This window comes from Pseudoduganella flava (assembly GCF_007830495.1).
Taxonomy (GTDB): Bacteria; Pseudomonadota; Gammaproteobacteria; order Burkholderiales; family Burkholderiaceae_D; genus Rugamonas; species Rugamonas flava.
This window is the reverse complement of sequence record NZ_VLKW01000012.1, coordinates 138,136-163,118: the sequence shown is the minus strand read 5'-3', so window position 1 is coordinate 163,118 and position 24,983 is coordinate 138,136. Positions and strand designations below refer to the sequence as shown.

Genomic DNA, 24,983 nt, shown 5'->3' with positions numbered 1-24,983 from the left:
GCTATCCTCAATATCCCAATTCTCGGTCGATGACGTCGGCGATCGCCTCGCCCCGCTCCAGCTGGCCGATCTTGCCGGCGATCTGGCGCACGCTTTCCTCGCGCAAGGTCAGTGCCGCGATGTGCGGCGTGATCGTGATGCGCGGCTCCTGCCAGAACGGATGCTGCAGCGGCAGCGGTTCGTTGCGGAACACGTCCAGCGTCGCGCCGGCGATGTGGCCGGACTTGATGTATGCCAGCAGGTCCGGCTCCGACACGTGCGCGCCGCGCGCCACGTTGATCAGATACGCCCCTTGCGGCAGCTTGCCCATGTTGGCGCGGTTCAGGATGTTCGACGTCTCGTCCGTCAGCGGCAGCATGCACACGAGCACGCGCGTGCTGCGCAGGAAGTCATCCAGGCCCGCCTCGCCGGCATGGCAGCGCACCCCGTCGATGTGCTTCTCCGTGCGGGACCAGGCCTGCAGCGGAAAGCCGAACGGCCGCAGGCAGTCCAGCACGCGCCGCCCCAGCACGCCGGCACCCATCACGCCGACGGTGAACGACGCGCGGTCGTGCGGCTCGAGCGGGCGCCACTCGCCCACCGCGGCCTGGTCCTCGTACTGGTCGAAACGGCGGAAGTAGCGCAGCACCGCATGGGCCACGTACTCGCCCATCTGCACGCCCATGCCCGCGTCGCCCAGCCGGACGATCGGCACGTGTGCCGGCAGCGCCGTGGCGTGCTTCAGGATCGCGTCAGCGCCGGCGCCCATCAGGAACACCGCCTTCACCTCGGCCAGCTCGCGCAGCATCGCTTTCGGCGGCGCCCACACCACGGCGTAGTCGCACGGCGCCAGCTTGGCACCTTCCGTCCACGCCACGCATTGCACGCCCGGCAGCTGGCGCTGGAAGTCGTCGGCCCAGGGGCCCGTATTGCCGTCGCCCCGATACAGCAGGATGCGCATGGCGCCTCCTCCTTACGCTGCGGCGGCGCGGAAGGCCAGCAGCGGCGCGCCGTCCGCCACCTGGTCGCCGACCGCGTACAGGATCTCGTCCACCGTGCCGTCGTGCGGCGCGGCGATGGTGTGCTCCATCTTCATCGCTTCCATGATGACGAGCGGTTCGCCCTTCTTGACGTCCTGCCCCTGCGCTGCCAGCACGGCGACGACCTTGCCCGGCATTGGTGCCGTCAGCCGCCCACCCTCGCTGTCGCTTTCGCCGGCATGGGCCATCGGGTCGTCGTAATGCAGCACGTGATGATGGCCGCCCGTGAAGACGTGGAACGTGGCGCCGTCGCGCCGCACGGTGCCGTGTACGGAAGCGTCGCCGAGGCGGATCGACAGGTCCGTGCCGGTACGCGACAGCAGCGCCACGTCGACGTCGATGCCGCGGATGTCCAGCTGCCAGCCATGCGGCAGGTAAGTCAGCACGGGCGCATAGTCCTTGCCCTGCTCGTCGTGGAAGGCCAGCGTACGCGCATAGCGGGCATTCAGGCGCCAGCCCAGCGCCTGGCCCCACGGATCGCCGGCATTGCCCTGCGATTGCGCCGCGGCCGTGTCCTTGTCCTCTTCGATCAGCGCCACCGCGGCCAGTGCCAGCGCGGATACGGGCACCGAACGCGCGGGCGGGAACAGCGTTTCCTGGTTCCGCTCGATCAAGCCGGTATCCAGGTCGGCATGCGCGAACGCGTCGCTTTCAACGACGCGCTTCAGGAACGCCACGTTCGCCGCCAGGCCCACGATCTGGTAGCGCGCCAGCGCCTGCGCCATGCGCGCCAATGCCTGCTTGCGGTCCGCGCCCCACACGATCAGCTTGGCGATCATCGGGTCGTAGAACGGCGAGATCGCATCGCCCGGGCGCACGCCCGAGTCGACCCGCACAGCGGCCGGCTCGCCCGCACCGGCGCCGACTTCGAACTGCACCGCTTCCGGCGTCTCCAGGTGGCGCAGCGTGCCGATCGACGGCAGGAAGCCCTTGTCCGGGTTCTCCGCGTAGATACGGGCTTCCAGCGCATGGCCGCGGATCTTCAATTCGCCCTGCTGCTTCGGCAGCGGTTCGCCGGCCGCCACGCGCAACTGCCATTCGACGAGATCGAGGCCCGTGATCATCTCTGTCACCGGGTGTTCGACCTGCAGCCGCGTGTTCATCTCCATGAAGTAGAACGTGCCATCCTGGTTGGCGATGAATTCGACGGTGCCCGCACCGACATAACCGACGGCTTGCGCCGCCGCCACCGCGGCCTCGCCCATGGCGGCACGGCGTTCCGCCGTCATGCCGGGCGCCGGCGCTTCCTCCAGCACCTTCTGGTGCCGGCGCTGCACCGAGCAATCGCGCTCGAACAGGTGGATGCAGTTGCCGTGCGTGTCGGCGAACACCTGGATTTCGATGTGGCGCGGCCGTTGCAGGTATTTTTCAGCGAGTACCTTGTCGTCGCCGAACGAGCTGATCGCCTCGCGCTTGCACGACGCCAGCGCGTCCTTGAAATCCTTGGCATCCGCGACGACGCGCATGCCCTTGCCGCCCCCGCCGGCCGAGGCCTTCAGCAGCACCGGGTAGCCGATGCGGTCGGCCTGCCGTTGCAGGAACTCGGCATCCTGTTCGTCGCCGTGGTAGCCGGGCACCAGCGGCACGCCGGCTTTTTCCATCAGCGCCTTCGCGGCCGACTTCGAGCCCATCGCCCGCATCGCGCTGGCCGGCGGGCCGATGAACACCAGGCCTGCCTCGGCACAGCTGTCGGCAAACTCCGCGTTCTCCGACAGGAAGCCATAGCCGGGATGAATCGCTTCCGCGCCGGTGGCCAGCGCGATGGCGATGATCTTGTCGCCGCACAGATAGCTTTCCTTGGCCGGTGCGGGGCCGAGCAGGATCGCCTCGTCGCACACGGCCACGTGCTTCGCGTTCGCATCCGCTTCCGAATACACAGCCACCGTGCGAATGCCCATCTTGCGGGCCGTGGCGGCGACGCGGCAGGCGATCTCGCCGCGGTTGGCGATCAGGATTTTCTTGAACATATGTCTCCCTGTAGTCGAGTAAACCCGAGGCAGATGCCGGGGGCAGACCCGCCGGGTCTGACCCCAGGTTTTGCACTTGGGGTGCTGCGTCCTCTGACGGAACGCTGGCAATTGAATTGCAGGTCTATCTCAGCAGCCGCAAGCTTCCTTCTGCACCGAGTCCAGCGTCGCGGCCCGCGTCTGCAAGCCCAGCTTGGCCAGCAGCGCGCGGTCGTCGTTCGCTTCGGGGTTGTCGGTGGTCAGCAGCTTGTCGCCATAGAAGATCGAGTTGGCGCCGGCCAGGAAGCACATCGCCTGCACCGCCTCGCCCAGCTCGCGCCGGCCGGCCGACAGGCGCACGCGCGCCTTCGGCATCGTGATGCGGGCCACGGCGATCGTGCGCACGAATTCCAGCGGGTCCAGCGGCGGCAGGCCGTGCAGCGGCGTGCCTTCCACCTGCACCAAGTGGTTGATCGGCACCGATTCCGGATACGGGTTCAGGTTCGCCAGCTGGGCAATCAGGCCGGCGCGCTGCTCGCGCGTCTCGCCCATGCCCACGATGCCGCCGCAGCACACCTTCAGGCCGGCGTTGCGCACGTGGCCCAGCGTGTCCAGGCGGTCCTGGTATTGGCGCGTCGAGATCACGTTGTCGTAGAACTCCGGCGCCGTGTCCAGGTTGTGGTTGTAGTAATCGAGGCCGGCGGCCTTCAGGCGCTCGGCCTGATCCGCTTCCAGCATGCCCAGCGTCGCGCAGGTTTCAAGACCGAGCGCCTTCACTTCGCGCACCATCGTCTCGACCTTTTCCATGTCGCGGTCCTTCGGGCTGCGCCATGCCGCGCCCATGCAGAAGCGGGTCGCGCCGTTTTCCTTGGCTTGTTTCGCGGCTTCCAGCACCGTGTCCGTGTCGAGGATCTTCTTGGCTTCGACACCCGTGTCGTAGCGCGCCGCCTGCGGGCAGTAGCCGCAATCCTCTTCGCAACCGCCCGTCTTGATCGACAGCAGCGTGGCCAGTTCCACGTCGCCGTCCGGGAAGTTGGCGCGGTGCGCCTCCTGGGCGCGGAACATCAGTTCGTTGAACGGCAGTTCGAACAGGGCCAGCACTTCCTCGCGCGGCCACGTGGCCGACTCGGGCAGCGTGATGGCCGCGGTCGGGCGGTGCAGGGCGACGGTTTTCGGTTCATGCAGGGACATCGTGTTCTTCCTTAAAACATAGAGTTACTTGCGGCGGACCGGCCAGTTCGGCAGGCCCGTGAAATCCAGGTATTCGGCGGCGGCGGCCGCGCTGGGGTCCGCCAGGCGCGGCACGCGGCCCAGCAGCGGCGCCGGAATGCGGGCGGCCAGCGCGGCGATGTTATCGTCCGAGAACGCCATTTCAAGTTCGAGCGCGTTGGCCACCCAGCCGGCGAGCTTCAGGCCGCGCGCCTTGATCGCCTCGACCGTCAGCAGCGCGTGGTTGATGCAGCCCAGGCGCATGCCGACGACCAGCACGACGGGCAGGTCCAGCTGTTCGGCCAGGTCGGCCGTGTCGTAGTTGTCCGTGAGCGGCACGCGGAAGCCGCCGACGCCTTCGACGACGGTCGCATCGCTGGCGGCCACGATGTCGAGATAGGCGGCCAGGATCGGCACCGGATCGATCGTCACGCCTTCCAGCGCGGCGGCGATGTGCGGCGCGGCCGGCTCCTTCAGCAGGAACGGCGTCGTCAGCGATTGCGGCAGGTGCGCGTTCCCGGCCGCTTCCAGCTGGTCGCAGTCGTCGTTGTGCAGGCGGCCGTCGCGCAGGACGGCGCCGGCGGCGATCGGCTTCATTCCGCATGCCTTCACACCCTGCTGCACCAGCGCATGCAGCATCGCCGACGAGATCAGGGTCTTGCCGATTTCCGTATCGGTGCCCGTCACGAAACAGGCGAAGCGGGGCGGGATGCCGGCCGGCGTGGCTGCCGGGGCGGTGGCCAGTTCCTGTTCGAGCTCCACGACGGGCGCGATGACCGGGTCTTCAAGTGCCATCTGTAGTCCTTTCCTCGGCATTCATTTGCACATTCAGCGCGTTCACGGCCCGCACCAGGCGCTCGACGTCGCCCTCGCTGTGCGCAGCCGACAGCGTAACGCGCAGCCGCGCCGTGCCCGCAGGGACGGTCGGCGGGCGGATGGCGCCGACCCAGATGCCCTGCCCGTACAGCGCGGCGGCGGCACGCATCGTCGGCTCGTTGGCGCCGATGACGACGGGCTGGATCGCGGTGTGCGACGGCAGCGCCGTCCAGCCGGAAAGCCGCAGGCCATCGTGCCATTTTGCCACCAAACGGGACAGGTGCAAGCGGCGCTCGCGCCCTTCCGGCCCGGCGATGATGTCCAGGCTGGCCAGCAGCGCATGGGCCAGCGCCGGCGGCGCGGCCGTCGTGAAGATGTACGGGCGGGCGCGCTGGATCAGCGTTTCGATGACGGTCGCATGGGCCGCGACGAACGCTCCGCCGACACCGGCCGCCTTGCCCAGCGTGCCGACATACACGATGTAGGGCGAACGCAGGTTGTAGTGCTCCAGCGCGCCGCGGCCGTGTTCCCCCAGCGTACCGAAGCCGTGCGCATCGTCGACGATGAGCCAGGCGCCGTGCTTCTCGCACAACGCCAGCAGTTCCGGCAGCGGCGCCAGGTCGCCGTCCATCGAGAACACCGCATCCGTGACGACGATCTTGTTGGCCGCCGTGCTGGTGCCCAGCAGTTCATCGAGCGCTTCCACGTCCGCATGCGGGTAGACCTTCAGCGCCGTGCGGGACAGGCGGGCGCCATCGATCAGCGACGCGTGGTTCAGCGACTCGCTGAAGATTTCCGTGTCCTTGTCGCCGGCAGCGAGGCCCGTGACGACGGCGAGATTGGCCATGTAGCCCGTGCAGAAGTACAGCGCACGAGACTCGACCAGGTACGGGCCGGCGAATTCGGCCAGCCGCTCTTCCAGTTGCGCGTGCGCGCGGCTGTGGCCACTGATCAGGTGCGCCGCGCCACTGCCGGCGCCGTACCGCGCGGCACCCTCACGCAGCGCGTCGACGATGGCCGGATGCGCGGCCAGGCCCAGGTAGTCGTTGCTGCAGAAGGCGAGGATGTCGCGGCCGTCGACGGTCAGGTGCGGGCCGCATGGCGACTCGACGGTGCGGCGCGTGCGGATCAGGCCTTGCTGCCGGCGTTCCTCCAGCTGCGCAGCCAGTTTGTCCAGCAACTGCATCATGCCTCCGCCAGCGTCTGTTCGAACACGGCCGCGGTGCGCGTGGCCAGGCCGTCGATTTCCTCGTCCGAGAGGATGTACGGCGGCATCAGGTACACGGTATTGCCGATCGGCCGCAGCAGCAGTTCGTTCTTCGTTGCGTTGGCGAAGAAGCGGCGCGAGAACGTGTTGTCGACACCTTGCGCATCGAAGGCCCAGATCATGCCGCGGTTGCGCAGGTTGCGTACGCGCGGGTGGTCGGCCAGCGGTGCCAGCGCGCTGCTCAGCTTTGCGGCGCGCGCGCGGTTCGCTTCCAGCACGTGGTCTTCCGTGAAGATGTCGAGCGTGGCCAGCGCCGCGCGGCAGGCCAGCGGGTTGCCCGTGTACGAGTGCGAGTGCAGGAAGCCGCGCGTCACGTCGGCGCTGTAGAACCCTTCGTACACGGTGTTCGTCGTCAGCACCAGCGACAGCGGCAGGTACCCGCCGCTGATCCCTTTCGACAGCGTGACGAAGTCCGGCCAGATGCCGGCCTGCTCGCACGCGAAGAACGTGCCGGTGCGGCCGCAGCCGACGGCGATCTCGTCGAGGATCAGGTGCACGCCGTGCCGGTCGCACAGCTCGCGCACGAGCTGCAGGTACAGCGGATCGTGCATCGCCATGCCGGCGGCGCACTGCACCAGCGGCTCGATGATGATGGCGGCGATCTTGTCCGCCTTCTGTTCGAACAGCCGCTGCACCTCCAGTGCGGCGCGGCGCGCCACGTCCTGCGCCGTTTCGCCATCGCGGGCCTGGCGCGCATCGGGCGACATCACCGTCTGCGTTGCGCGCAGCAGCGGGCCGTAGGCGTCCTTGAACAGCGCCACGTCCGTGACGGCCAGCGCGCCGATCGTCTCGCCGTGGTAGCTGCCCTGCAGGCAGACGAATTCCTGCTTGTCGGTGCGGCCGGCGTTGCGCCAGCTGTGAAAGCTCATCTTCAGCGCGATCTCGACGGCCGAGGCGCCGTCGGACGCATAGAACGCATGGCCCAGCGCACGGCCCGTCAATGCGGCAAGGCGTTCGGACAGCCGGATCACCGGCTCGTGCGTGAAGCCGGCCAGCATCGCATGTTCCAGCGTGTCCAGTTGTTCGCGCAGCGCCGCGTTGATGCGCGGGTTGGCGTGGCCGAACAGGTTGACCCACCACGAGCTGATCGCGTCCAGGTAGCGCCGGCCGTCATGGTCGTACAGCCACGCGCCGCGGCCGTGGCTGACCGGGATCAGGGGAACTGTCTCGTGGTGCTGCATCTGCGTGCATGGGTGCCACACGCTTTGCAGGCTGCGTGTCACCCAATCGCTGGTTTGATTCGTCAAAACTGGTACTCCAAAAACTAGGTCAGCCAGGAAGGCTTGCGCTTCTCGAGGAACGACGCGACGCCCTCGCGTCCTTCATCCGAGGCGCGGATCAGCGCGATGCGGTGGGCGGTATCGGCCACCAGCGCATCCGTGACCGGTTGCGCGGCGATCTGGCGCACCAGCACCTTCGCTTCGCGCACGGCGTTCGGGCTGTTCGCGGCCAACGCGTTGGCCATGGTCTCGACCTGACCGTCCAGCGACGACACGGTCGCCACCTCGTGCACGAAGCCGATGCGGTGCGCTTCCCTGGCATTGAAACGTTCGGCGGTGAGGAAGTAGCGCCGCGCGGCGTTCTCGCCCATCGCTTTCACGACGTAAGGCGAGATGGTAGCCGGAATCAGGCCAAGCTTCACCTCGCTGAGACAGAAATGGACATCTTCGGCGGCCACCGCGATGTCGCAGGCGGCCACCAGGCCCATGCCGCCCGCATAGCAATCGCCGTGCACCTTGGCGACGACGGGCTTCGGGCACGTGTAGATCGTGCGCAGCATGTTCGCCAGCTGCATCGCGTCGGCGCGGTTCTCCTCTTCCGAGTAGTGCGCCATCTTCTTCATCCAGTTCAGATCCGCGCCGGCGCAGAACGAGGCGCCGTTCGCGGCCAGCACGATCGCGCGCACGCCGTCGACGGTGCCCAGCGCCGTGAACGCCGCCGTAAGCTCGGCGATCGACTGCTCGTTGAACGCGTTGCGCACGTCGGGGCGGTTCAGCGTGACGGTGGCGATGGCGCCGGCGGTATCGATGGTGAGGGTGTCGTAATTCATCGTGGACTCCTTACATCCGGAAGACGCCGAACTTCGTGTCGGCGATCGGGGCGTTCAGCGCTGCCGACAGGCCCAGCCCCAGCACCATGCGCGTGTCGGCCGGGTCGATGATGCCGTCGTCCCACAGGCGCGCGCTCGCGTAGTACGGGTGGCCCTGCCGTTCGTACTGCTCGCGGATCGGCTGCTTGAACGCGGCTTCCTCATCCTGCGACCACTGGCCGCCCTTGCCTTCGATGCCGTCGCGCTTGACGGTGGCCAGCACGGACGCGGCCTGCTCGCCGCCCATCACGGAAATGCGCGCATTGGGCCACATCCACAGGAAGCGCGGCGAATACGCGCGGCCGCACATGCCGTAGTTGCCGGCACCGAAGCTGCCGCCGATGATCACCGTGAATTTCGGCACCGCGGCGGTGGCCACGGCGGTGACCATCTTCGCGCCGTTGCGGGCGATGCCTTCGTTCTCGTACTTGCGGCCGACCATGAAGCCGGTGATGTTCTGCAGGAAGACCAGCGGGATCTTGCGCTGGCAGCACAGTTCGATGAAGTGCGTGCCCTTCAGTGCGGACTCGGAGAACAGGATGCCGTTGTTGGCGATGATCCCCACCTGCATGCCGTGGATGTGCGCGAAGCCGCAGACGAGCGTGGTGCCGTAGCGGGCCTTGAACTCATCGAACTCGCTGCCGTCGACGATGCGGGCGATCACTTCGCGGATGTCGAATGGCTTCCTCGTATCGACGGGGATCACGCCGTACAGTTCCTCGGCCGGGTACTTCGGCTCGATGACCGCCTTGACGGGCGCCTGCGCGGGCTTCTGGCGGTTCAGGTGCGACACGATGTTGCGGGCCAGTGCCAGCGCATGGGTATCGTTCTGCGCCAGGTGGTCCGCGACGCCTGAGAGGCGCGTGTGCACGTCGCCGCCGCCCAGGTCCTCGGCCGACACTTCCTCGCCGGTGGCCGCCTTCACGAGCGGCGGGCCGCCCAGGAAGATCGTGCCCTGCTCCTTGACGATGATCGACTCGTCGCTCATCGCCGGCACGTAGGCGCCGCCCGCCGTGCAGGAACCCATCACGACGGCGATCTGCGGAATGCCCTTGGCCGACAAATTGGCCTGATTGTAGAAGATGCGGCCGAAGTGGTCGCGGTCCGGGAACACCTCGTCCTGGTTCGGCAGGTTGGCGCCGCCCGAATCGACGAGGTAGATGCACGGCAGGTTGTTCTGCTCCGCGATCTCCTGCGCGCGCAGGTGTTTTTTCACCGTCATCGGGTAGTAGGTGCCGCCCTTCACGGTGGCGTCGTTACACACGATGACGCATTCCTGGCCCGCCACGCGGCCGATGCCCGTGATGATGCCGGCCGACGGCGCCGCATCGTCGTACATCTCGTAGGCGGCCAGCTGGGAGAATTCGAGGAACGGCGTGCCGGGATCGAGCAGCATGCGCACGCGGTCGCGCGGCAGCAGCTTGCCGCGCGCGACGTGCTTCGCGCTGGCCGCCTCGCCGCCGCCCTCGGCGATCTTGGCGACGCGGGCGCGCAGGTCGTCCACGAGCGCCTGCATGGCGGCCGCGTTGGCGCGGAAGTCTTCGCTGCGCGGATTGAGTTTGCTGTCGATGTGCGGCATGCGGTCCCCTTTATTCCCATCGTTATTTGGTCGGAAAATCTCCGTCGACGTAGAACCAGCGTGGCGTGCCGCCCAAGCTCGGGTCGGGTTCGCGCAGGAAGCGGCTGACCTCGTGCAGCCGCTGGCCCTTGCCACCGACGCGGAAGCGGGCGACGAATTCGACGTAATCCTGGTCGGCGTCGGCCGCCTGGTCTACTTTACGTTGACGTAAACGTAAAGTCGATTTTACCTCAAGTCCCAGCCACTGCAACGACTCATCGGGATCGATGATGCGCTCGGTGGGCCGGGTGCTGGGATGCCACGTGGCCAGCAGGTAGGGCTCGTTTTTCAGCGTATAGGCCGTGTAGCGCGAGCGCATCAGCGCCTCGGCCGTGGGCGGCAGCGCGGTGCCGTCGCGATAACCGTCGAGATAGGGACCGCAGCAAGCGGCCAGCGACGGCCCGCCGCACGGACACCCGGCCGTCGTCTTCGTCTTGGACATGGCAGCTCGGACAATGAAAAGGCGACATTATCCGCCATAACGCGCCGGCACGCCGTTGTTGCAAACATTGCAATCAATGTCCAAAAAACAGGGTCTGACCGCGGTTTTGGGAAATATTTCAGCTGCGCCAGGCGAGGAAGTCGAGGGCGAACGGGGTGGCGCGGCCTGTCATCAGGTCGGCCAGCAGCGCCGCGGTGCCGCAGGCGAACGTGAAGCCGAGCGGGCCGTGGCCCACGTTCAGCCACAGGTTGCCGTGCCGGGTGGGGCCCAGCAGCGGGGCGCTGTTCGGCGTGGCGGGGCGCAGGCCGGCCCATGCTTCGCTGCGGGTGTAGTCGGCCGCCCGCGGCATCGTGTCGCGCACCAGCCGCGTCAGGGCGTCGATCCGGCGCGGGTCGAGCGACGTGTCCTCGCCCACCATGTCGACCATCGCGGCGATGCGCAGCCGCTCGCCGATGCGCGCGTACAGCGTCTTGCGCTCGAAGTCGGTGACGCTGATCTCCGGCGCCGTGTGCTCCGGGCCGATCGGTGCCGTCAGGCTGTAGCCCTTCAGCGGGTACAGCGGCAGGTCGATGTTGGCCGTGGCGGCCAGGCCGCGGCTCTGGATGCCGGCCGCCAGCACGAACTGCTGGCCCGTGACCCAGCCGTTGTCTGTCTCGACAGCCGTGATCCTGCCGTTTTCCGCGAACAGGCTTTGCGCATTGGCGTGGACGATGCCGTCGAAACGGGGATGCTCGCGCAGCCGCTGCTCGAGCGCCACGCAGAACGCATGGCAGTCGGCCACCGCTTCGCCGCTGTTGAAGATGCCGCCGGCCAGCCGCGGTGCCACGTGCGCCAGCGCCGGTTCCAGCGCGGCCGCCTCGGCGCCGCTCAGTACCTGGCGGGTGTTGTCCGGATCGGGCTTGGCGACGGCCGCGTCGAACAACGCGCGCGAACGGTAGACGACCAGCTTGCCCGCGTCGCGCCAGCCGAACTGCGCCAGCGGCACCGTGCTTTCCAGCTGCGCCATCATGCGGCGGCTGTGCTCACCCAGCTCCAGCAGCTTGGCCGTGGTGCGGCGGTTGCTGGCCGCGTTGCAGTTGGCGATAAAGCGCGCGAGCCAGCGCCACTGGCGCAAGTCCGCCTCCGGCTTGAAGCGCAGCGGCCCGGCATCCTGGAACAGCCATTGCAAAGCCTTCCACGGCACGCCGGCATCGGCCAGCGGCGATACATACCGATATGAGAGCTGGCCGCCATTCCGATAACTGGCGCCGCTGCCCACCTCGGGCGCCCGCTCGACCAGCGTGACCCGGAAGCCCGCTTCGAGCAGCCACCAGGCGGACGTGAGCCCGACGACCCCGCCGCCGATGACGACCACCTCGTGTTCTGTCTGCCGCATACCGCCTCATCCACCTATTCCGGGCCATCCAGGCCGAGGGGAGAGCTTACGCGCCGGGCCCCGCGCCCCGCCAATGAAAGAGGATGCGGCGGCCATAACCGGCGGTCATGGCGCGACGGCGCCCCGGTACAGCGTCGTCAGGATCGCTTCCTCGGCCCGCGTGTGTGCCGAGTAGCGGCCCGGGTCGCGCTCCGGATCGGTGCCGAAGCCGCCGATCAGCGAGACGATGCCGTTCCGGTGCGCCAGGTCGACGGCGAACGTGCCTACCAGTCCATATGCTTCGCCGAGATGCCCGACGGCGGTGAAATGGCCGCCCTCGACAAGCCGGTTGCCGGCGCCATCGACATCCGGGAAGCGCTGCGCCCCCAGCCCCCAGCTGTGATACAGGCCGTGCAGCGTATCGCCGTTCGGCTGCCCGTCCTTGGCCGCGTAGCGCCAGTGCTCTTCAAACATCAGCGCGATCGTCTCCGGCCGCAGGATGCGCCGGCCTTCGTGGATGCCGCCACCGATCAGCATCAGCATCACCTTGCCCAGGTCATGCGCCGAGATCCGCAGCCCGCCCGTGGGGCTGAACAGCGTGCCGTTCGTGCCGGGCACGTCGCCCTCGATGCCGGGCGGCGCCGCCGGTGCCTTCGTATCGTAATCGTCGACCTGGGCGATCCACGGCCCGGCCGGGTTCCACACTTCCGTATCGGTGGTGCGGCGGCGGTACAGCGTTGCCGTATCGGCCACCTCGTCGGCCGTGAACGCGGCCGGGTTGTAGCCGCCGCGCAGGCCCATCGGGTCCAGCAGCAGCCGGCGCATCAGCCGGTCGAAGCGCTCGCCCGTCACGCGTTCCATCACGGTGCCGATCACGCCCCAGCCCAGGTTACAGTAGGTGAAGTAACGGCCCGGCCCCGCGTTGCGCGCCCACATCGCGCCGGTACCATAGCGCGCACCGCCGGGCACGAGCACGTCCTTCAGTGCCGTATCGGCACCCCACGAATAGCCGGCATCGTCGCGCAGCGAGGACGTGTGCGTCAGCAGCTGCCGCAATGTGATCGGCCGGTCCGGGAAGTGCGGGTTGCGCAGCGGGTAGCCGAGATAGGTGCCCACGTCCTCGTCCAGCCGCACGGCGCCATCCTCGACAAGCTTCATCAGCGCGAGCGTCGTCATCATCTTCGAGATGGATGCGATGCGAAACATCGTGCGCGCCGTGACGGGCTTCGCGGTGCCGATCCGCGCCTGGCCGAACTGTCCTTCGTAGACGATCCGGCCGTCGCGCACCGCCAGCACCGCCAGGCTCGCGAGCGGCCGCGCCGGATCGGCAACGATCGCGGCGAGCGACCGGTCCAGGTCCGCCGGCGCTGCCGCCAGCGTGGGGCGGGCGAACATGAGGCCCGCGATGAGGGCGCCCAGCAGGGCGCTGTGTGTACTGCGCATTGTCACCTCGACATGTGATGGGCCAGTATCGGCGCGGCCCGGCGGCGGCGGCCAATGAAAAGCATTGGGCCGGCCATAACCGCCCTTCATGGCGCGGCGCGTAACGCGACAATTTACCGACAAATTGCTGAACAAATTGACCAGAACGGACTGTGGCGCAATTTCATAATGGCCATCCGTTGACCGCAACCCCGTCATTGTATGCATGCTGCCACCTTGTTTCCCCTTCCCTTCACGCCGCGCGAAGGCTGGTCGTTGATCGACGCCGTCGCGCATCCGTCCGGCCAATACACCGTCGTGCTGGCCGACGGCAGCGTCGTGCGCCTGCTGCGCATCGATGCGCGCGGCAAGGTGCTGAAGAAATCCGATTTCCGCGACCCCCGCGGCGACAGCGCGCTTTCGAGCCGCCTGCGCCAGGGCGCCGTACGGCTGCGCGCGATCGGCGAAGCGGTGACGATGGTGCTGCGGGCGAATGCGGAAGCGGTGATGGTGTGCCGGCTGTCGTTCTGCCTCGCACGTGGCTATCGCAAGCTGTGGAGCAGCCTCGTGACGCCGGGCCGTCATCGCGTGGCGGCCTGACCGATGCGGCCCCTTCTGCGCATACTCCCCTCGGCGCTGCTGTCCGTGCTCGCCGCATGCGGCGGCGGTGGCGGCGGCACGTCGGCCCCCGGCGGCGACCGTCCGACGCCGGCCCCTGCGCCGGAACAACCCGTGTCCGCCGCGTTCCCGAAGCTGGCGACCGTGAAGGTGCGTGCCGTCGCCGGTACCTGGGTCGCGCTGGTGGAAACGCCGCGGCGCCTGACTGATATCGTCGTGCCCGAGCGGCACCTGCGCATCGCCACCGGTGCCGCGCCGATCATCTGGCAACCGCCCGCAGGCTGGAGCCTGGTCGACTTCGCGCTGCATCCCTTCCGCGAGATCACGGCCGTGCTGGCCGACGGCGCCACGCTGCGCTTCGTGCGCCTGGACCGCAACGGCCAGCTGCTTGCCCAGGTACCGTTCGACGACCCGCAAGTGGCCAACGATCCTTACTTCGGCCAGCCCGGGTCGATCCGCGACCGCCGCGCGCTGTCGCCATGGAAGACGCGCGATGCCGCCCGCGTTGCCCCGGTCGGCGAGGAGATCGCCTTGGCGCTGCGTTCCGGCGCCAACGCGGTGCTGGCCTACCGCCTCGATGCCGGCTACCGCCCGCGCTGGCGCACGCTGGTCGAGCCGGGCGTGTACCTGAGCGCCGACTTGATCAGAAGCGGCAGCCACGATCCGTTTGACGGACTGGAAAACCACTGGCAGGTGTTTCTTGATGCGGATGCCCAGGGCCGCGTCATCGTCGCGGCGGCAACCGCGATGGAACGCTCCGAACTGCCCGAGGGCCATACCCGGCAGTTCGGCGAAGCGCTGCCGGCGGGCTTCACGAACGGCGTGCTGGTGACTGCGCTCAGCGCGGACGGTCAACGTCTCGGCACCGTGCCGATCGACACGGGCGAGAAATCCGAATTGCACGCATTGCGCTGGAGCGGCGACACGGTGCTGCTGGCCGGCCGGGTGCGCACGGCCAGGCTGTCCGACGGCACGGGCTGGGACGGCTGGCTCGCGCGCGTGCGCCCGGGGCCGGGCCAGCCGCTGTCCTACCGCCGCGTGGACGTGGACCGCGGCGACGTGATCTTCGATGTGGCGCAGCTGTCCGATGGCCGCGTGCTTATCGCCGGGAGCACGGGCTATATGCAGAACCCGAGTGGCGAAAGCGTCTCGGAGGCGAGCGCGCCGCTGCTGGCACGGGTGGACCCGCAGGGGACTGCGGTGTCCCGCATCGCGCTGGTCGCAGGACCACGCGGCAATCAGGTGCGCTCGCTCGCCGCCTGGAACGCCCGCTGGCTGCTGGGCGGCTTCGAGAACGCGCCCGGCACGCACTCGGCGGATGCCGACCCGGCACTGCTGACGGCGGACGGCTACGTGCGCGAGACGGCTGCCGACTGAACCGCCGCGCTGAATCGTTCAGCAATCCAGTTCAGCAAACCAGACCAGCAAACGGCTGGCAAGCAGCGGCACCGGGTGGAACTCGGCGCCGCGTTTGCCTCGCTACTTGTGCATCTCGCGCACCATCTCGATGTTGGCGCGCTGTTCCTGCGTGTAGCCGGCGAATGCCTCGGCGGCCTTCTTCTTGTCCATCGCTCCCTCCATCGCCACGAAGAAGCCGGCGTGCAGCATCGCGAACGTGGCCAGCGCGAATTCGCGCGTGGACAGGCCGTGCTTCGCCAGCGCCGCCTTCGCGGCCGGGTCCTTGTCGAGCTTGCGGATCAGGTCGTCCGCGTCGCGCGGGTCGAGCGCCTCGTCGTTGTGGGCGTCCTTGCGCGTGTCCTTCTCGAACGCCTTGAACTTCTCGATGACCGTGTACGTCAGCAGGTAGTGACTGGGATCGGCCGCTGCGCTGGCGGCGCCGGAACAGGCGATGCCGGCGGCCAGCACGGCTGCGGCAACGGTGCGGGAGAGCTGCATTTTCTACCTCTTGGCTGGTCGGCATGAGCTGCCGTTATGCGGGGCCCGCTTTTTTTCATGCGGGGCGTTTTATGCGTGCATTCTCCGTCGCCGTTACACTACAAGGTATAGGAGAATTGTAATGACCGTGCAAGACCAGGAAACCGCCGCGCAGCAGAAGAGCGACTCGTCCCCGCTGTACATGCAGATCGCCCGCAAGCTGATCGAGGACGTGCGCGCGGGCCGCTACCAGGTGGACCAGGCGTTGCCGTCGGAACGCGCCCTGTCCGAGCAGTTGAACGTGTCGCGCGTCACGGCGCGCAAGGCGATCGACCAGCTGGTCGAACAGGGCCTCGTCGTGCGCAAGCGCGGCTCCGGCAATTACATCGCGCCGCGTATCGAACAGCCGCTGTCGAACCTCTCGAGCTTTTCCGAGCAGTTGCAGCAACGCGGCTACCGGCCCGGCTCGCGCTGGCTCAAGCGCGATATCGTCGTGGCCAGCGCGGACGAGCAGATGAGCCTCGGCCTGTCGCCGAACACGAAGGTGGCCCGGCTCGAGCGCCTGCGCCTGGCGGACGACGTGGCGATGGCCTACGAAGTGAGCGTGCTGCCGGCCACCGTCGTGCCGGACCCGGCGGCCGTCGGCGATTCGCTGTACCGCTACCTGGAGCGTGCCGGCAAGGCGCCGGTGCGCGCGCTGCAGCACATCCGCGCGATGAACGCGTCCGCCGAGCTGGCGCGCCAGCTGGACGTGCCGGAAGGCCAGGCCGTCCTGTTCATCACCCGCATCGCCTACCTGGAGAACGGCACCGCGGTCGAGCTGACGCACTCGTACTGCCGCAGCGACCATTACGACTTTGTCGCCGAGATGCGGCGCAGCTAAGATCCGATAACTTTCGCGCTGTTCGCATTAGCTGAGCTTTCACCCCGGAACGAAACTTCTCGCAGACATTACGGTCGCTCCTGCTGCCGGGGGGCAACCGCCGCCCGCAGCCAGTGTTCGGGGATCGTCAGTGCCGCCGCGTCGAGCACCATTTGCCAGCCGGCGTAATTGGCCAGGTAGCGGCCCGCCACACCGCAAAATCTGCGCAGCCAGCTCTTGAAGCGGCCATGCCAGCCGTTGACGCCGTTGACGTGGATGGCGCCGCGCGCGTACACGCCGGCGCGCACGTTGATCGCCCGATGGCTGATCCCGGCCAGCTTCGCGAAGGCCGGATACGCGGCAGCGCCGTCGCTGACCAGCAAGGCATCACGCGTCAGCACCGGTTTCAGGAAGTGCAGCAGGCGCTCGGCGTCCGGCTCGCCCTGGCCGGCATGAAAAGCGTGCGTGGTCTTGCCGCGATCGCGCGCGACGAGAATGCATTCATGCTGGTCGCTGATGCCACGGCACGTGGCCTTGCCACCCCGCTTGCGCGGCGGCCTGTCGAGATGGCGCGAGCCCTTCTGCGATTCGAGCACATACGTTTCGTCGACTTCCACGATGCCCTTCAGTGTTGGCGGCTCCTCACGCCGCACGGCGGCGACGAAACGGTGCCGCCAGCGAAAGCTGGTCGACTTCGCAATCGCAACGCGTTCGGCGGCCGCGCGCACCGTGCGCGACTCAATCAAACACTGGAAATAGGAGAGCCATTTGTCTCGATGCCGCAGGCGCGCCAGCGGCGTGCCGGTCAGTGCATTGAAGCTGTGCCGGCAGGCGATGCAGCGATACCGCTGCAAGCCATTGGCGTTGCCGCTGCGGTGACAGCGCGCATTGCCGCAATGAGGACAGGCAGATCGCCCCTTCGCCTGTTCGATCAGCGCCAGGCAGCGTCCTGGCGTCTCCAGCGAGGCAAGCCAGTCGCGCAGGCAAGCGATCTCGTCAGCCGACAGCGGCAGCTGCGCCAGCGCACGGAACAGGTGCTGAAAGCCGCTCGTGCCCATTCTTGCCTCCTTTTATCGATGAGTTATCTCAACAGAAGGTAAGACAGCGTTGACGCCTGGAAGTTCCCCAATCTTACGCGAACAGCGCGATAACTTTTGGGAATGCCCAGGCGCACACCTTTCATGGCGTCACCTTGCGGTTTTGGTATTACACTGGTTCGTCAGGACAGGACAACCCATGTTGAGTACCGAAACCCCCAGCACTGAACACCCTCATCTCGACCAATATCCGGTGCCCGGCCTCGTCGCGGCCTTCGTCGACGACCAGTTGCACGCCGTGCAGGCCGTGCGGGCCGCCGCGCCGCAGATCGCCGCCGCAATCGAAGCTGCCGTGCCCCGCATCGAGGCCGGCGGGCGGCTGATCTACGTCGGCGCCGGCACGTCCGGCCGGCTGGGCGTGCTGGACAGCGTCGAGCTGTTTCCCACCTTCTCGTGGCCGCACGAGCGCGCCGTGGCGCTGCTGGCGGGCGGCACGGACGCGATGTTCGTTGCCGTCGAAGGCGCGGAGGACGACCGCGAGCAGGGCGCACGCGACCTGCTGGCACTGCGGCCGGCCGCCAACGACGTCGTGCTGCTGCTGGCCGCGTCGGGCGGCACGCCGTACGTGCTGGGCGCACTGCATGCGGCGCGGCAGGCCGGCGTGCTGACGATCGGCATCGCCAACAATCCTGGCGCCGCACTGGCGAAGGATGCCGAGTGCGGCATCACGCTCGACACGGGTCCCGAAGTCATCTCCGGCAGCACGCGGCTGAAGGCCGGCACCGCGCAGAAGATCGTGCTGAACACCATTTCCAGCGCGATCATGGTCCGGCTGCACAAGGTGTACGGGAACTTGATGGTAGACTTGAAGCCCACCAACGCCAAGCTGTACGCGCGCACGGTGCGGCTGACGGTGCATGCCACGGGCGCCGACGAAGCCGCCGCGCGGGCGGCGCTGGAGCAGTGCGGCTACCACGTCAAGGTGGCGATCGTCGCGCTGCTGAAGAAGGTGCCGGTGCCGGAAGCGGAAACGCTGCTGGCCCGTTCCGGAGGCAGCGTGCGCGAAGCGCTCATCGACTGATGCGATACAACCGCCGCGCCGCGTGCATCCCAGGTCTCGAATCAGTCGCAAAGGATGGAATGAACGCAGTGCAGCGCAATCCCTGGTGGTGGGTGCCCACCCTCTACTTCGGCCAGGGCATACCCTATTTCGTTGTCCTGAACCTGTCGGTGGTGATGTACAAGAACACCGGCTTCTCGAACACCGACATCGCCCTGTACACCTCCTGGCTGTACCTGCCCTGGGTCATCAAGCCGCTGTGGGCGCCCGTTGTCGAAATGTTCGGCACGAAGCGCCAATGGACCATCGCGCTGCAGGGCCTCACAGGTGTCGCCCTGGCGCTGGTCGCGTTCACCACGCACCTGCCGGCGTTCTTCCAGCTGAGCCTTGCGGTGCTGTGGCTGATGGCCTTCTCGTCCGCCACGCACGACATCGCGGCGGACGGCTACTACATGCTGGCGCTGGCGCAAAAGGAGCAGGCCGCGTACGTGGGCGTGCGCAGCACGTTCTACCGCATCGCCAACGTCACGGGCCAGGGCGCGCTGGTGGCGCTGGCCGGCGTGTTGATCCGGCACCTGGGCGACCCGCACCTGGCGTGGGCCTTCGTGTTCGGCCTGCTGGGTGTCGTGTTCGCGCTGCTGTGCGTATGGCACCTGTTCATGCTGCCGCGCCCCCTGGCGGATGCGCCGGCGCGGCTGGCCGGCAATCCGTTCGCCGAATTCTTCCTGACGTTCGCCGCGTTCTTCAAGAAGGACGGCATCGTCACGATCCTCGGGTTCCTGCTGCTGTTCCGCCTGGGCGAATCGCAGCTGTTGAAGATGGCCGTGCCGTTCCTGCTCGATCCCGTCGCCGAGGGCGGCCTGGGGCTGGACAACGAAAAGGTGGGCTTCGTCTATGGCACGGTGGGCATCATCGCGCTGACGGTCGGCGGCCTGCTGGGCGGTGTGGCGATCGCCCGCTTCGGCCTGAAACGCTGCCTGTGGCCGATGGCGTTCATCGTGCACCTGCCGGACCTGGTGTTCATCTACCTGTCGCAAACGCAGCCCGAGCACGTGGGCCTGATCGCGGCGGCGCTGGCGGTCGAGCAGTTCGGCTACGGCTTCGGTTTCGCTTCGTACCTGATGTTCATGATCATGGTGGCCGAGGGCGAGCACAAGACGGCGCACTACGCGCTGTGCACGGGCTTCATGGCGCTCGGCATGATGGTGCCGCAGATGGCCAGCGGCTGGCTGCAGGAGACGCTGGGTTACCGCAATTTCTTCATCTGGGCATGCCTGGCGACGATTCCCGCGTTCGCGATGACGGCGCTGGTGAAGATCGATCCGGCCTTCGGCCGCGAGGACAGGCAGGTGGTGTGAGCGGCGTGGTGCGCGCTGGGGATGGCGCGGTTGCGATTACAATAACGCCGCATTTTTGATGGAGACTGGTGTTGGCTTTCGATCGTAACAAGCGGCTTTTGCTATCTGCCGGCGCGGCCGGTGTCCTGGCGGCGGTGCTGAGCTCCTGCTCGACGACGCCGACCCGCCCTGTCGAGACGCCGGCCGGCACGGGCGGCCCCGTGCCGCATCCGGAACCGCCGCACTTCACGGGCGAGCAGCCACCCGCCGCGCCGCGCGAGTTCCGCGCCGCGTGGGTGTCCACTGTCGCCAACATCGACTGGCCCAGCCGCAGCAACCTGCCGCCCGCGAAGCAGCAGGCCGAGGCGATTGCGATCCTCGACCGCGCCAAGGCACTGAACCTGAACGCGATCGTGCTGCAGGTGCGCCCCAGCGCGGATGCGATCTACCCGTCTAAACTGGAGCCGTGGTCGGAATTCCTGACGGGCCGCTCCGGCAAGGAGCCGCAGCCGGCGTGGGATCCGCTGCAGTTCTGGATCGCGCAGGCCCACGCGCGCGGCATGGAGCTGCACGCGTGGTTCAACCCCTACCGCGCGCGCCACTCGGCGGCGCGCACGCCGCTGGCAAAAGAACACATCGCCAACACCAACCCGCAGGCCGTCAAGACGTACGGCAAATTCCTGTGGATGGACCCGGGCGAGGAAGCCGCATCGCAGCACACGCTGAACGTGATCCTGGACGTGGTGCGCCGCTACGACATCGACGGCGTGCACATCGACGATTACTTCTATCCTTACCCGATCGAGGCACCCGGTGCGCCCGGCGGCGAGGCCGCCGCACTGGACACGCCGGCATGGCAGAAGCCTGAACTGGAATTTCCCGACCAGTCGTCGTGGCAGCGTTATGTGCAGGGCGGCGGCACCCTGGACCGCGCGTCCTGGCGGCGCCAGAACGTCGACAAGTTGATCGAGCAGATCTACACGGGCATCCACCGCGAGAAGGCGTGGGTCAAGTTCGGCATCAGCCCGTTCGGCATCGGCCGCCCGGACCGCCGCCCGCCCGGCATTGCCGGCTTCTCGCAGTACGACAAGCTGTATGCGGATGCCGAAACGTGGCTGCAGAAGGGCTGGCTCGATTACCTGTCGCCGCAGCTGTACTGGCCGATCGCGCAGGCACCGCAAGCCTATCCCGTGCTGCTGGACTACTGGCTGGGGCAGAACACGCGCGGCCGCCACGTGTGGCCGGGCCTATTCACGAGCCGCACGGCGGACGGCAGCGGCAAGCCGTTCGGGCAGGACGAGATCCAGCAGCAGATCGACGTCACGCGCAGCCGCCCTGCCGCCCAGGGCCACGTGCATTTCTCGATGGCGGCGCTGATGCAGAACCGCGGCGGCCTGTACGACCGTCTGAAGTCCGAGAGCTACCAGAGCGCGGCACTGGTGCCGGCAACGCCGTGGCTGGGCGATACGGCGCCGGAAGCGCCCACCGTGGCCGTGAAGCGCGACGGTAAAGCCGTCTGTGTGGCGCTCGGCCCCGTGAAGAACGCGGCACGCTATGCGATCTGGGCGCGCTACGGCGACGAGTGGCGCTTCACGGTGGCGCCGGCCACGAAGAACGAAGTGGTGCTGGCCGACCTGGCCGGCGTGCCCGCCCGCGCCGTCGTCGTGACGGCCGTCGATCGCGTCGGCAACGAGAGCCCGCGCGCCAGCGCGAGGTTGTAGGCGATGGCGGCGCGTGACACCGGTCTGGGCATCGACGCGGGCGGCACGCAGACGCGCTGGGCGCTTGCCGACGCCGCCGGCGCGATCGTCGCGGAAGGCCACGTTGCGGGCGCCTCCGCCCTGCAAATGGCCAGCCCGGCCGGCCGCGAACGGCTGCGCGCCACGTTCGAGGAGCTGGCGCGCGCCGTGCTCGCGCATGGCGCGCCGGTACGCGTGCGGGCCGGCCTGACGGGCTTCGGCGGCGATGGCCACGTGCTGATCGGCTGGCTGGCCGACCTGCTCGGCGTGGCGCCCGCCGCGATCGCGCTGTGCAACGATATCGAGATCGCCTACCTGGATGCATTCGCGCCCGGTCAGGGCTATCTGGTCTATGCCGGTACCGGCTCGATCGCCGCCTACATCGACGAGGCGGGCACGTTCCACCGCGCCGGCGGCCGCGGCGTGATGCTGGACGATGCGGGCGGCGGCTTCTGGATCGCCCGCGAAGCGATGCGCCGCATCTGGCGCCGCGAGGACGAGGAGCCGGGCGCGTGGCAGCGTTCCCCGCTGGCGCATGCTGTATTCGACCACGTCGGCGGCAGCGACTGGTCGTACTCGCGCCAGTTCATCTACACGCGCGAGCGCGGCGAGATCGGGCAGCTGGCGCTGGCTGTCGCGCGCAGCGCGGAGCATGATGCCGAGGCGCACGATATCCTGCGGCAGGCGGGCCGGGAACTGGCGCGTCTGGCCCGCGCGCTGGTGGCGCGCTTCGGACCGCGGCCGATCGTGCTGGCGGGCCGCGCCGCCGGGCTGCACCCGCTGATCGCGCAGGCCGTGCGGGACGACCTGCCGGCCGCGCTGGCATTCGAACAACGCACCGCCCGTCCCCATGCCGCCGCGGCGCGGCTGGCGGCGCGCGGCGACTGAACCACTAGAGACCATCGATGAAGAAAATCCTGCTTGCTTCCCTGTGTGCCGCCGCGCTGGCCGGCTGCGCGACCGCGCCGACCACGCCGTATGAAGTGGACCGTACGCTGACGTCGAAAGGCCAGAGCAGCCGCGTGCGTTTCATCGTGCTGCACTACACGGTGTCGGACCTGCAGCGCTCGATCATGCTGCTGACGGAGAAGGAGGTCAGCGCGCATTACCTGCTGACGGATACGCCGCAACCGAAGTTCTATGCGCTGGTCGACGAGAAGAACGCCGCGTGGCATGCCGGCCTGTCGAGCTGGAAGAACTACACGAACCTGAACAACAGCTCGATCGGCATCGAGATCGTCAACCCCGGCTTCACGGTGACGCCGGACGGCAAGCGCCAGTACGCCCCGTTCTCCGATGCGCAGATCGACCAGCTGATCCCGCTGCTGAAGGATCTCGTCGCGCGCCACCAGGTGGCGCCGGAGAACATCCTCGGCCACTCGGACATCGCGCCGCAGCGCAAGCAGGACCCGGGACCGCTGTTCCCGTGGAAGCGCCTCGCCGATGCAGGCCTGATCCAGTGGCCGGACGCGAACCAGGTCGCGCTGCAGCAGGCGAAGTTCGAGAACAACGTGCCGGATGCGGCGTGGTTCCAGAAGAAGCTCGCGCAGCATGGCTACGCCGTGCCGAACACCGGCGTGTTCGACGAAGCCACGCACAATGTGCTGGTAGCCTTCCAGACCAAGTACCGCCAGGCCAACTGGGATGGCGTGCCCGATGCGGAAAGCGCGGCGATCCTGGAAGTGCTGACGGCGCCCAAGCCGGTATCGGCGCCCGGCCCGCAGCCCGTCAACACCGCCAAGCCCTGAACCACTACCCCGGGAGACACCATGCGCCTGCGCCACATCGAAGTCTTCCACGCGATCATGCAGGTCGGTACGATCAGCGGCGCCGCGCAGGTGCTGCACATCTCGCAGCCGGCCGTGACTAAAGTGCTGCAGCATTGCGAACTGCAGCTCGGCATGCCGCTGTTCGAGCGGGTGCGCGGCAAGCTGTATCCGAAGCCGGAGGCGCACCGCCTGTTCGCCGAAACGGAAAAGCTGAACCGCGACCTGCAGGGCATCCGCCGCCTGGCCGCGAGCCTGAAGAGCCGTGCCGTCGAAACCATCCGGCTGGTGTCGACACCAACGCTGGCGATCTCCGTGCTGCCGCGCGCGATGAGCATGTGGCGGCGCGACTTCCCGACGACGCGCTGCGAACTGGCGACGCACCACACGAGCGAGATCGTCAACATGCTGCGCCTGGGCGAGGCCGACCTGGCGCTGTCGCTGCAGGATCCGCGCCATCCCGGCATCGTGGCCGAGCCGCTGGCGCACGGCGTGATGACCGTCATCGCGCCGCCCGGCACGTGGCGCGACGACGAGCTGAAGACGCCGCTGTCGCCGGCCGGCCTGCAGGGCGAATTGATCGGCTACGCGGACAACGACCCGCTCGGCGAGCTGGTCGTCTCGGCATGCGAGGCGCAGGGCGTCCAACCCGTGTTCCACACGGTCGTGCAGACGTACCAGATCGCCCGCTCGCTGGTCGAGGCGGGCGGCGGCATGGCCGTCGTCGATCCGTTCACGGCCGCGTCGTCGGCGGCCATCCAGCGCCGCCCGCTGGAACCGCCGATCGCGATCCAGCTGTACCTGCTGACGGCCGGCCACGCGCCGCTGTCGCACGGCGCTCGCCAGCTGGCCGACAGCATCGCCCACGCGGCGCGCGCCTGCCTGGACAAGCCATGACCGCCACCATCACCAGCGAGCAGGTGCCGGGTCACCCGGAGTACCGACACCTGACGACGATCGCCGGCATCCGCATCGACCTGCGCTACGCGACGCGCGACAACTTCGTCGGCCGCGATTTGTATTCGCCGCTCGATTGCGCGTGGCTGCACGCCGAGGCGGCCGCCGCGATCGAGCGCGCCGTCGCCTGGCTGGCACAGCGCCGGCCCGGCTGCACGCTGGTGATCCTCGATGCGCTGCGGCCGCACCGCGTGCAGGAGCAGCTATGGGATGCGCTGGCCGGCACCAACCTGCGCATCTACCTGGCCGACCCGGCGCGCGGCTCGATCCATTCGTACGGCATGGCGGTGGACGTGACGATCGACGGCGAGGATGGCCGCGAGCTGGACATGGGCACGGGCTTCGACGACATGACGGAGCTGTCGCATCCGGCACTCGAACGCCAGATGCTGGCCGAGGGCCGCCTGACGCGGGAGCAGCACGCCAACCGGCTGCTGCTGCGCGAAGCGATGACGCAGGCGGGCTTTGTCGGCATCAACAGCGAGTGGTGGCACTTCGACTGCGGCAACCGCGACGAGGTGCGGGCCCGCTATATGCGCGTGCTCTGACG

23 protein-coding genes are annotated in these 24,983 nt (G+C 68.1%); 10 read left to right on the top strand and 13 right to left on the bottom strand.

Going from position 1 to position 24,983, the window contains the following annotated elements; genetic code table 11:
- Window positions 1-7 precede the first annotated feature (7 nt).
- The 11 genes from IP92_RS25255 to IP92_RS25205 all read right to left on the bottom strand — a co-directional run bounded on the left by IP92_RS25255 (window position 8) and on the right by IP92_RS25205 (window position 13,203).
- The gene (locus IP92_RS25255) at window positions 8-940 is read right to left on the bottom strand and encodes a 2-hydroxyacid dehydrogenase (protein ID WP_145880511.1); all 933 of its coding nucleotides are present in this window, start codon (window positions 938-940) and stop codon (window positions 8-10) included.
- A gap of 12 nt (window positions 941-952) precedes the next feature.
- The gene (locus tag IP92_RS25250; protein WP_145880509.1) at window positions 953-2,986 is read right to left on the bottom strand and encodes an acetyl/propionyl/methylcrotonyl-CoA carboxylase subunit alpha; all 2,034 of its coding nucleotides are present in this window, start codon (window positions 2,984-2,986) and stop codon (window positions 953-955) included.
- Window positions 2,987-3,115: 129 nt separating this feature from the next.
- Window positions 3,116-4,156, bottom strand: a complete 1,041-nt coding sequence (bioB, locus tag IP92_RS25245; RefSeq protein WP_145880507.1) for a biotin synthase BioB — start codon at window positions 4,154-4,156, stop codon at window positions 3,116-3,118.
- Between the two features lie 24 nt (window positions 4,157-4,180).
- Window positions 4,181-4,969, bottom strand: a complete 789-nt coding sequence (gene bioD / locus IP92_RS25240) for a dethiobiotin synthase (protein ID WP_145880505.1) — start codon at window positions 4,967-4,969, stop codon at window positions 4,181-4,183.
- The gene (bioF, locus tag IP92_RS25235; protein WP_145880704.1) at window positions 4,959-6,176 is read right to left on the bottom strand and encodes an 8-amino-7-oxononanoate synthase; all 1,218 of its coding nucleotides are present in this window, start codon (window positions 6,174-6,176) and stop codon (window positions 4,959-4,961) included. The genes bioD and bioF overlap by 11 nt, the downstream gene beginning before the upstream one ends.
- Window positions 6,176-7,504, bottom strand: coding sequence for an adenosylmethionine--8-amino-7-oxononanoate transaminase (locus IP92_RS25230; RefSeq protein ID WP_145880503.1), 1,329 nt, complete (start codon window positions 7,502-7,504; stop codon window positions 6,176-6,178). The genes bioF and IP92_RS25230 overlap by 1 nt, the downstream gene beginning before the upstream one ends.
- 17 nt (window positions 7,505-7,521) lie before the next feature.
- On the bottom strand, window positions 7,522-8,307 hold the full coding sequence (locus IP92_RS25225; RefSeq protein WP_145880501.1) for an enoyl-CoA hydratase/isomerase family protein: 786 nt from the start codon (window positions 8,305-8,307) through the stop codon (window positions 7,522-7,524).
- A 10-nt stretch (window positions 8,308-8,317) separates the two neighbouring features.
- The gene (locus IP92_RS25220) at window positions 8,318-9,925 is read right to left on the bottom strand and encodes a carboxyl transferase domain-containing protein (RefSeq protein ID WP_145880498.1); all 1,608 of its coding nucleotides are present in this window, start codon (window positions 9,923-9,925) and stop codon (window positions 8,318-8,320) included.
- 22 nt (window positions 9,926-9,947) lie between these two features.
- Window positions 9,948-10,406 carry a YchJ family protein gene (locus IP92_RS25215; RefSeq protein ID WP_145880496.1) on the bottom strand — a complete coding sequence of 153 codons (459 nt, stop codon included), beginning with the start codon at window positions 10,404-10,406 and terminating at the stop codon, window positions 9,948-9,950.
- Between the two features lie 118 nt (window positions 10,407-10,524).
- The gene (locus IP92_RS25210) at window positions 10,525-11,781 is read right to left on the bottom strand and encodes a D-amino acid dehydrogenase (RefSeq protein WP_145880494.1); all 1,257 of its coding nucleotides are present in this window, start codon (window positions 11,779-11,781) and stop codon (window positions 10,525-10,527) included.
- A gap of 105 nt (window positions 11,782-11,886) precedes the next feature.
- Window positions 11,887-13,203 (bottom strand): serine hydrolase domain-containing protein, encoded by a 1,317-nt coding sequence (locus IP92_RS25205; protein WP_229418964.1) that lies wholly within the window; start codon window positions 13,201-13,203, stop codon window positions 11,887-11,889.
- 216 nt (window positions 13,204-13,419) lie between these two features.
- Between IP92_RS25205 and IP92_RS25200 the strand changes: the two genes are divergently transcribed.
- On the top strand, window positions 13,420-13,782 hold the full coding sequence (locus IP92_RS25200; protein WP_145880492.1) for a hypothetical protein: 363 nt from the start codon (window positions 13,420-13,422) through the stop codon (window positions 13,780-13,782).
- 3 nt (window positions 13,783-13,785) lie between these two features.
- A complete protein-coding gene (locus IP92_RS25195) occupies window positions 13,786-15,177 on the top strand; it encodes a hypothetical protein (protein ID WP_145880490.1) in 1,392 nt (463 codons plus the stop codon).
- A gap of 102 nt (window positions 15,178-15,279) precedes the next feature.
- On the opposite strand, the gene IP92_RS25190 is transcribed toward IP92_RS25195, so the two are convergent.
- On the bottom strand, window positions 15,280-15,696 hold the full coding sequence (locus IP92_RS25190; RefSeq protein ID WP_145880487.1) for a hypothetical protein: 417 nt from the start codon (window positions 15,694-15,696) through the stop codon (window positions 15,280-15,282).
- A gap of 121 nt (window positions 15,697-15,817) precedes the next feature.
- Between IP92_RS25190 and IP92_RS25185 the strand changes: the two genes are divergently transcribed.
- Window positions 15,818-16,558: a GntR family transcriptional regulator gene (locus tag IP92_RS25185; RefSeq protein ID WP_145880485.1), complete on the top strand. Its 741-nt coding sequence runs from the start codon at window positions 15,818-15,820 to the stop codon at window positions 16,556-16,558.
- A 68-nt stretch (window positions 16,559-16,626) separates the two neighbouring features.
- Here the strand turns inward: IP92_RS25185 and IP92_RS25180 are convergent, their stop codons facing one another.
- The gene (locus IP92_RS25180; protein ID WP_229418963.1) at window positions 16,627-17,595 is read right to left on the bottom strand and encodes an IS1595 family transposase; all 969 of its coding nucleotides are present in this window, start codon (window positions 17,593-17,595) and stop codon (window positions 16,627-16,629) included.
- Between the two features lie 178 nt (window positions 17,596-17,773).
- On the opposite strand from IP92_RS25180, the gene murQ reads away from it, so the two are divergent.
- From murQ to IP92_RS25145, 7 genes are all read left to right on the top strand, one after another.
- Window positions 17,774-18,655, top strand: coding sequence for an N-acetylmuramic acid 6-phosphate etherase (gene murQ, locus IP92_RS25175; RefSeq protein WP_145880482.1), 882 nt, complete (start codon window positions 17,774-17,776; stop codon window positions 18,653-18,655).
- A 59-nt stretch (window positions 18,656-18,714) separates the two neighbouring features.
- Window positions 18,715-19,992: an MFS transporter gene (locus IP92_RS25170; RefSeq protein WP_145880479.1), complete on the top strand. Its 1,278-nt coding sequence runs from the start codon at window positions 18,715-18,717 to the stop codon at window positions 19,990-19,992.
- Between the two features lie 68 nt (window positions 19,993-20,060).
- The gene (locus IP92_RS25165; protein WP_371860979.1) at window positions 20,061-21,692 is read left to right on the top strand and encodes a glycoside hydrolase family 10-like protein; all 1,632 of its coding nucleotides are present in this window, start codon (window positions 20,061-20,063) and stop codon (window positions 21,690-21,692) included.
- Window positions 21,693-21,695: 3 nt separating this feature from the next.
- Window positions 21,696-22,598 carry an N-acetylglucosamine kinase gene (locus tag IP92_RS25160; protein WP_145880474.1) on the top strand — a complete coding sequence of 301 codons (903 nt, stop codon included), beginning with the start codon at window positions 21,696-21,698 and terminating at the stop codon, window positions 22,596-22,598.
- Between the two features lie 17 nt (window positions 22,599-22,615).
- Entirely contained in the window at window positions 22,616-23,458 is an 843-nt protein-coding gene (locus IP92_RS25155) for an N-acetylmuramoyl-L-alanine amidase (protein WP_145880472.1), read from the top strand.
- 21 nt (window positions 23,459-23,479) lie between these two features.
- Window positions 23,480-24,373 (top strand): LysR family transcriptional regulator, encoded by an 894-nt coding sequence (locus IP92_RS25150; RefSeq protein WP_145880470.1) that lies wholly within the window; start codon window positions 23,480-23,482, stop codon window positions 24,371-24,373.
- Window positions 24,370-24,981: a M15 family metallopeptidase gene (locus tag IP92_RS25145; protein ID WP_145880469.1), complete on the top strand. Its 612-nt coding sequence runs from the start codon at window positions 24,370-24,372 to the stop codon at window positions 24,979-24,981. Before IP92_RS25150 ends, IP92_RS25145 begins: the two co-directional genes overlap by 4 nt.
- Window positions 24,982-24,983: the final 2 nt, after the last annotated feature.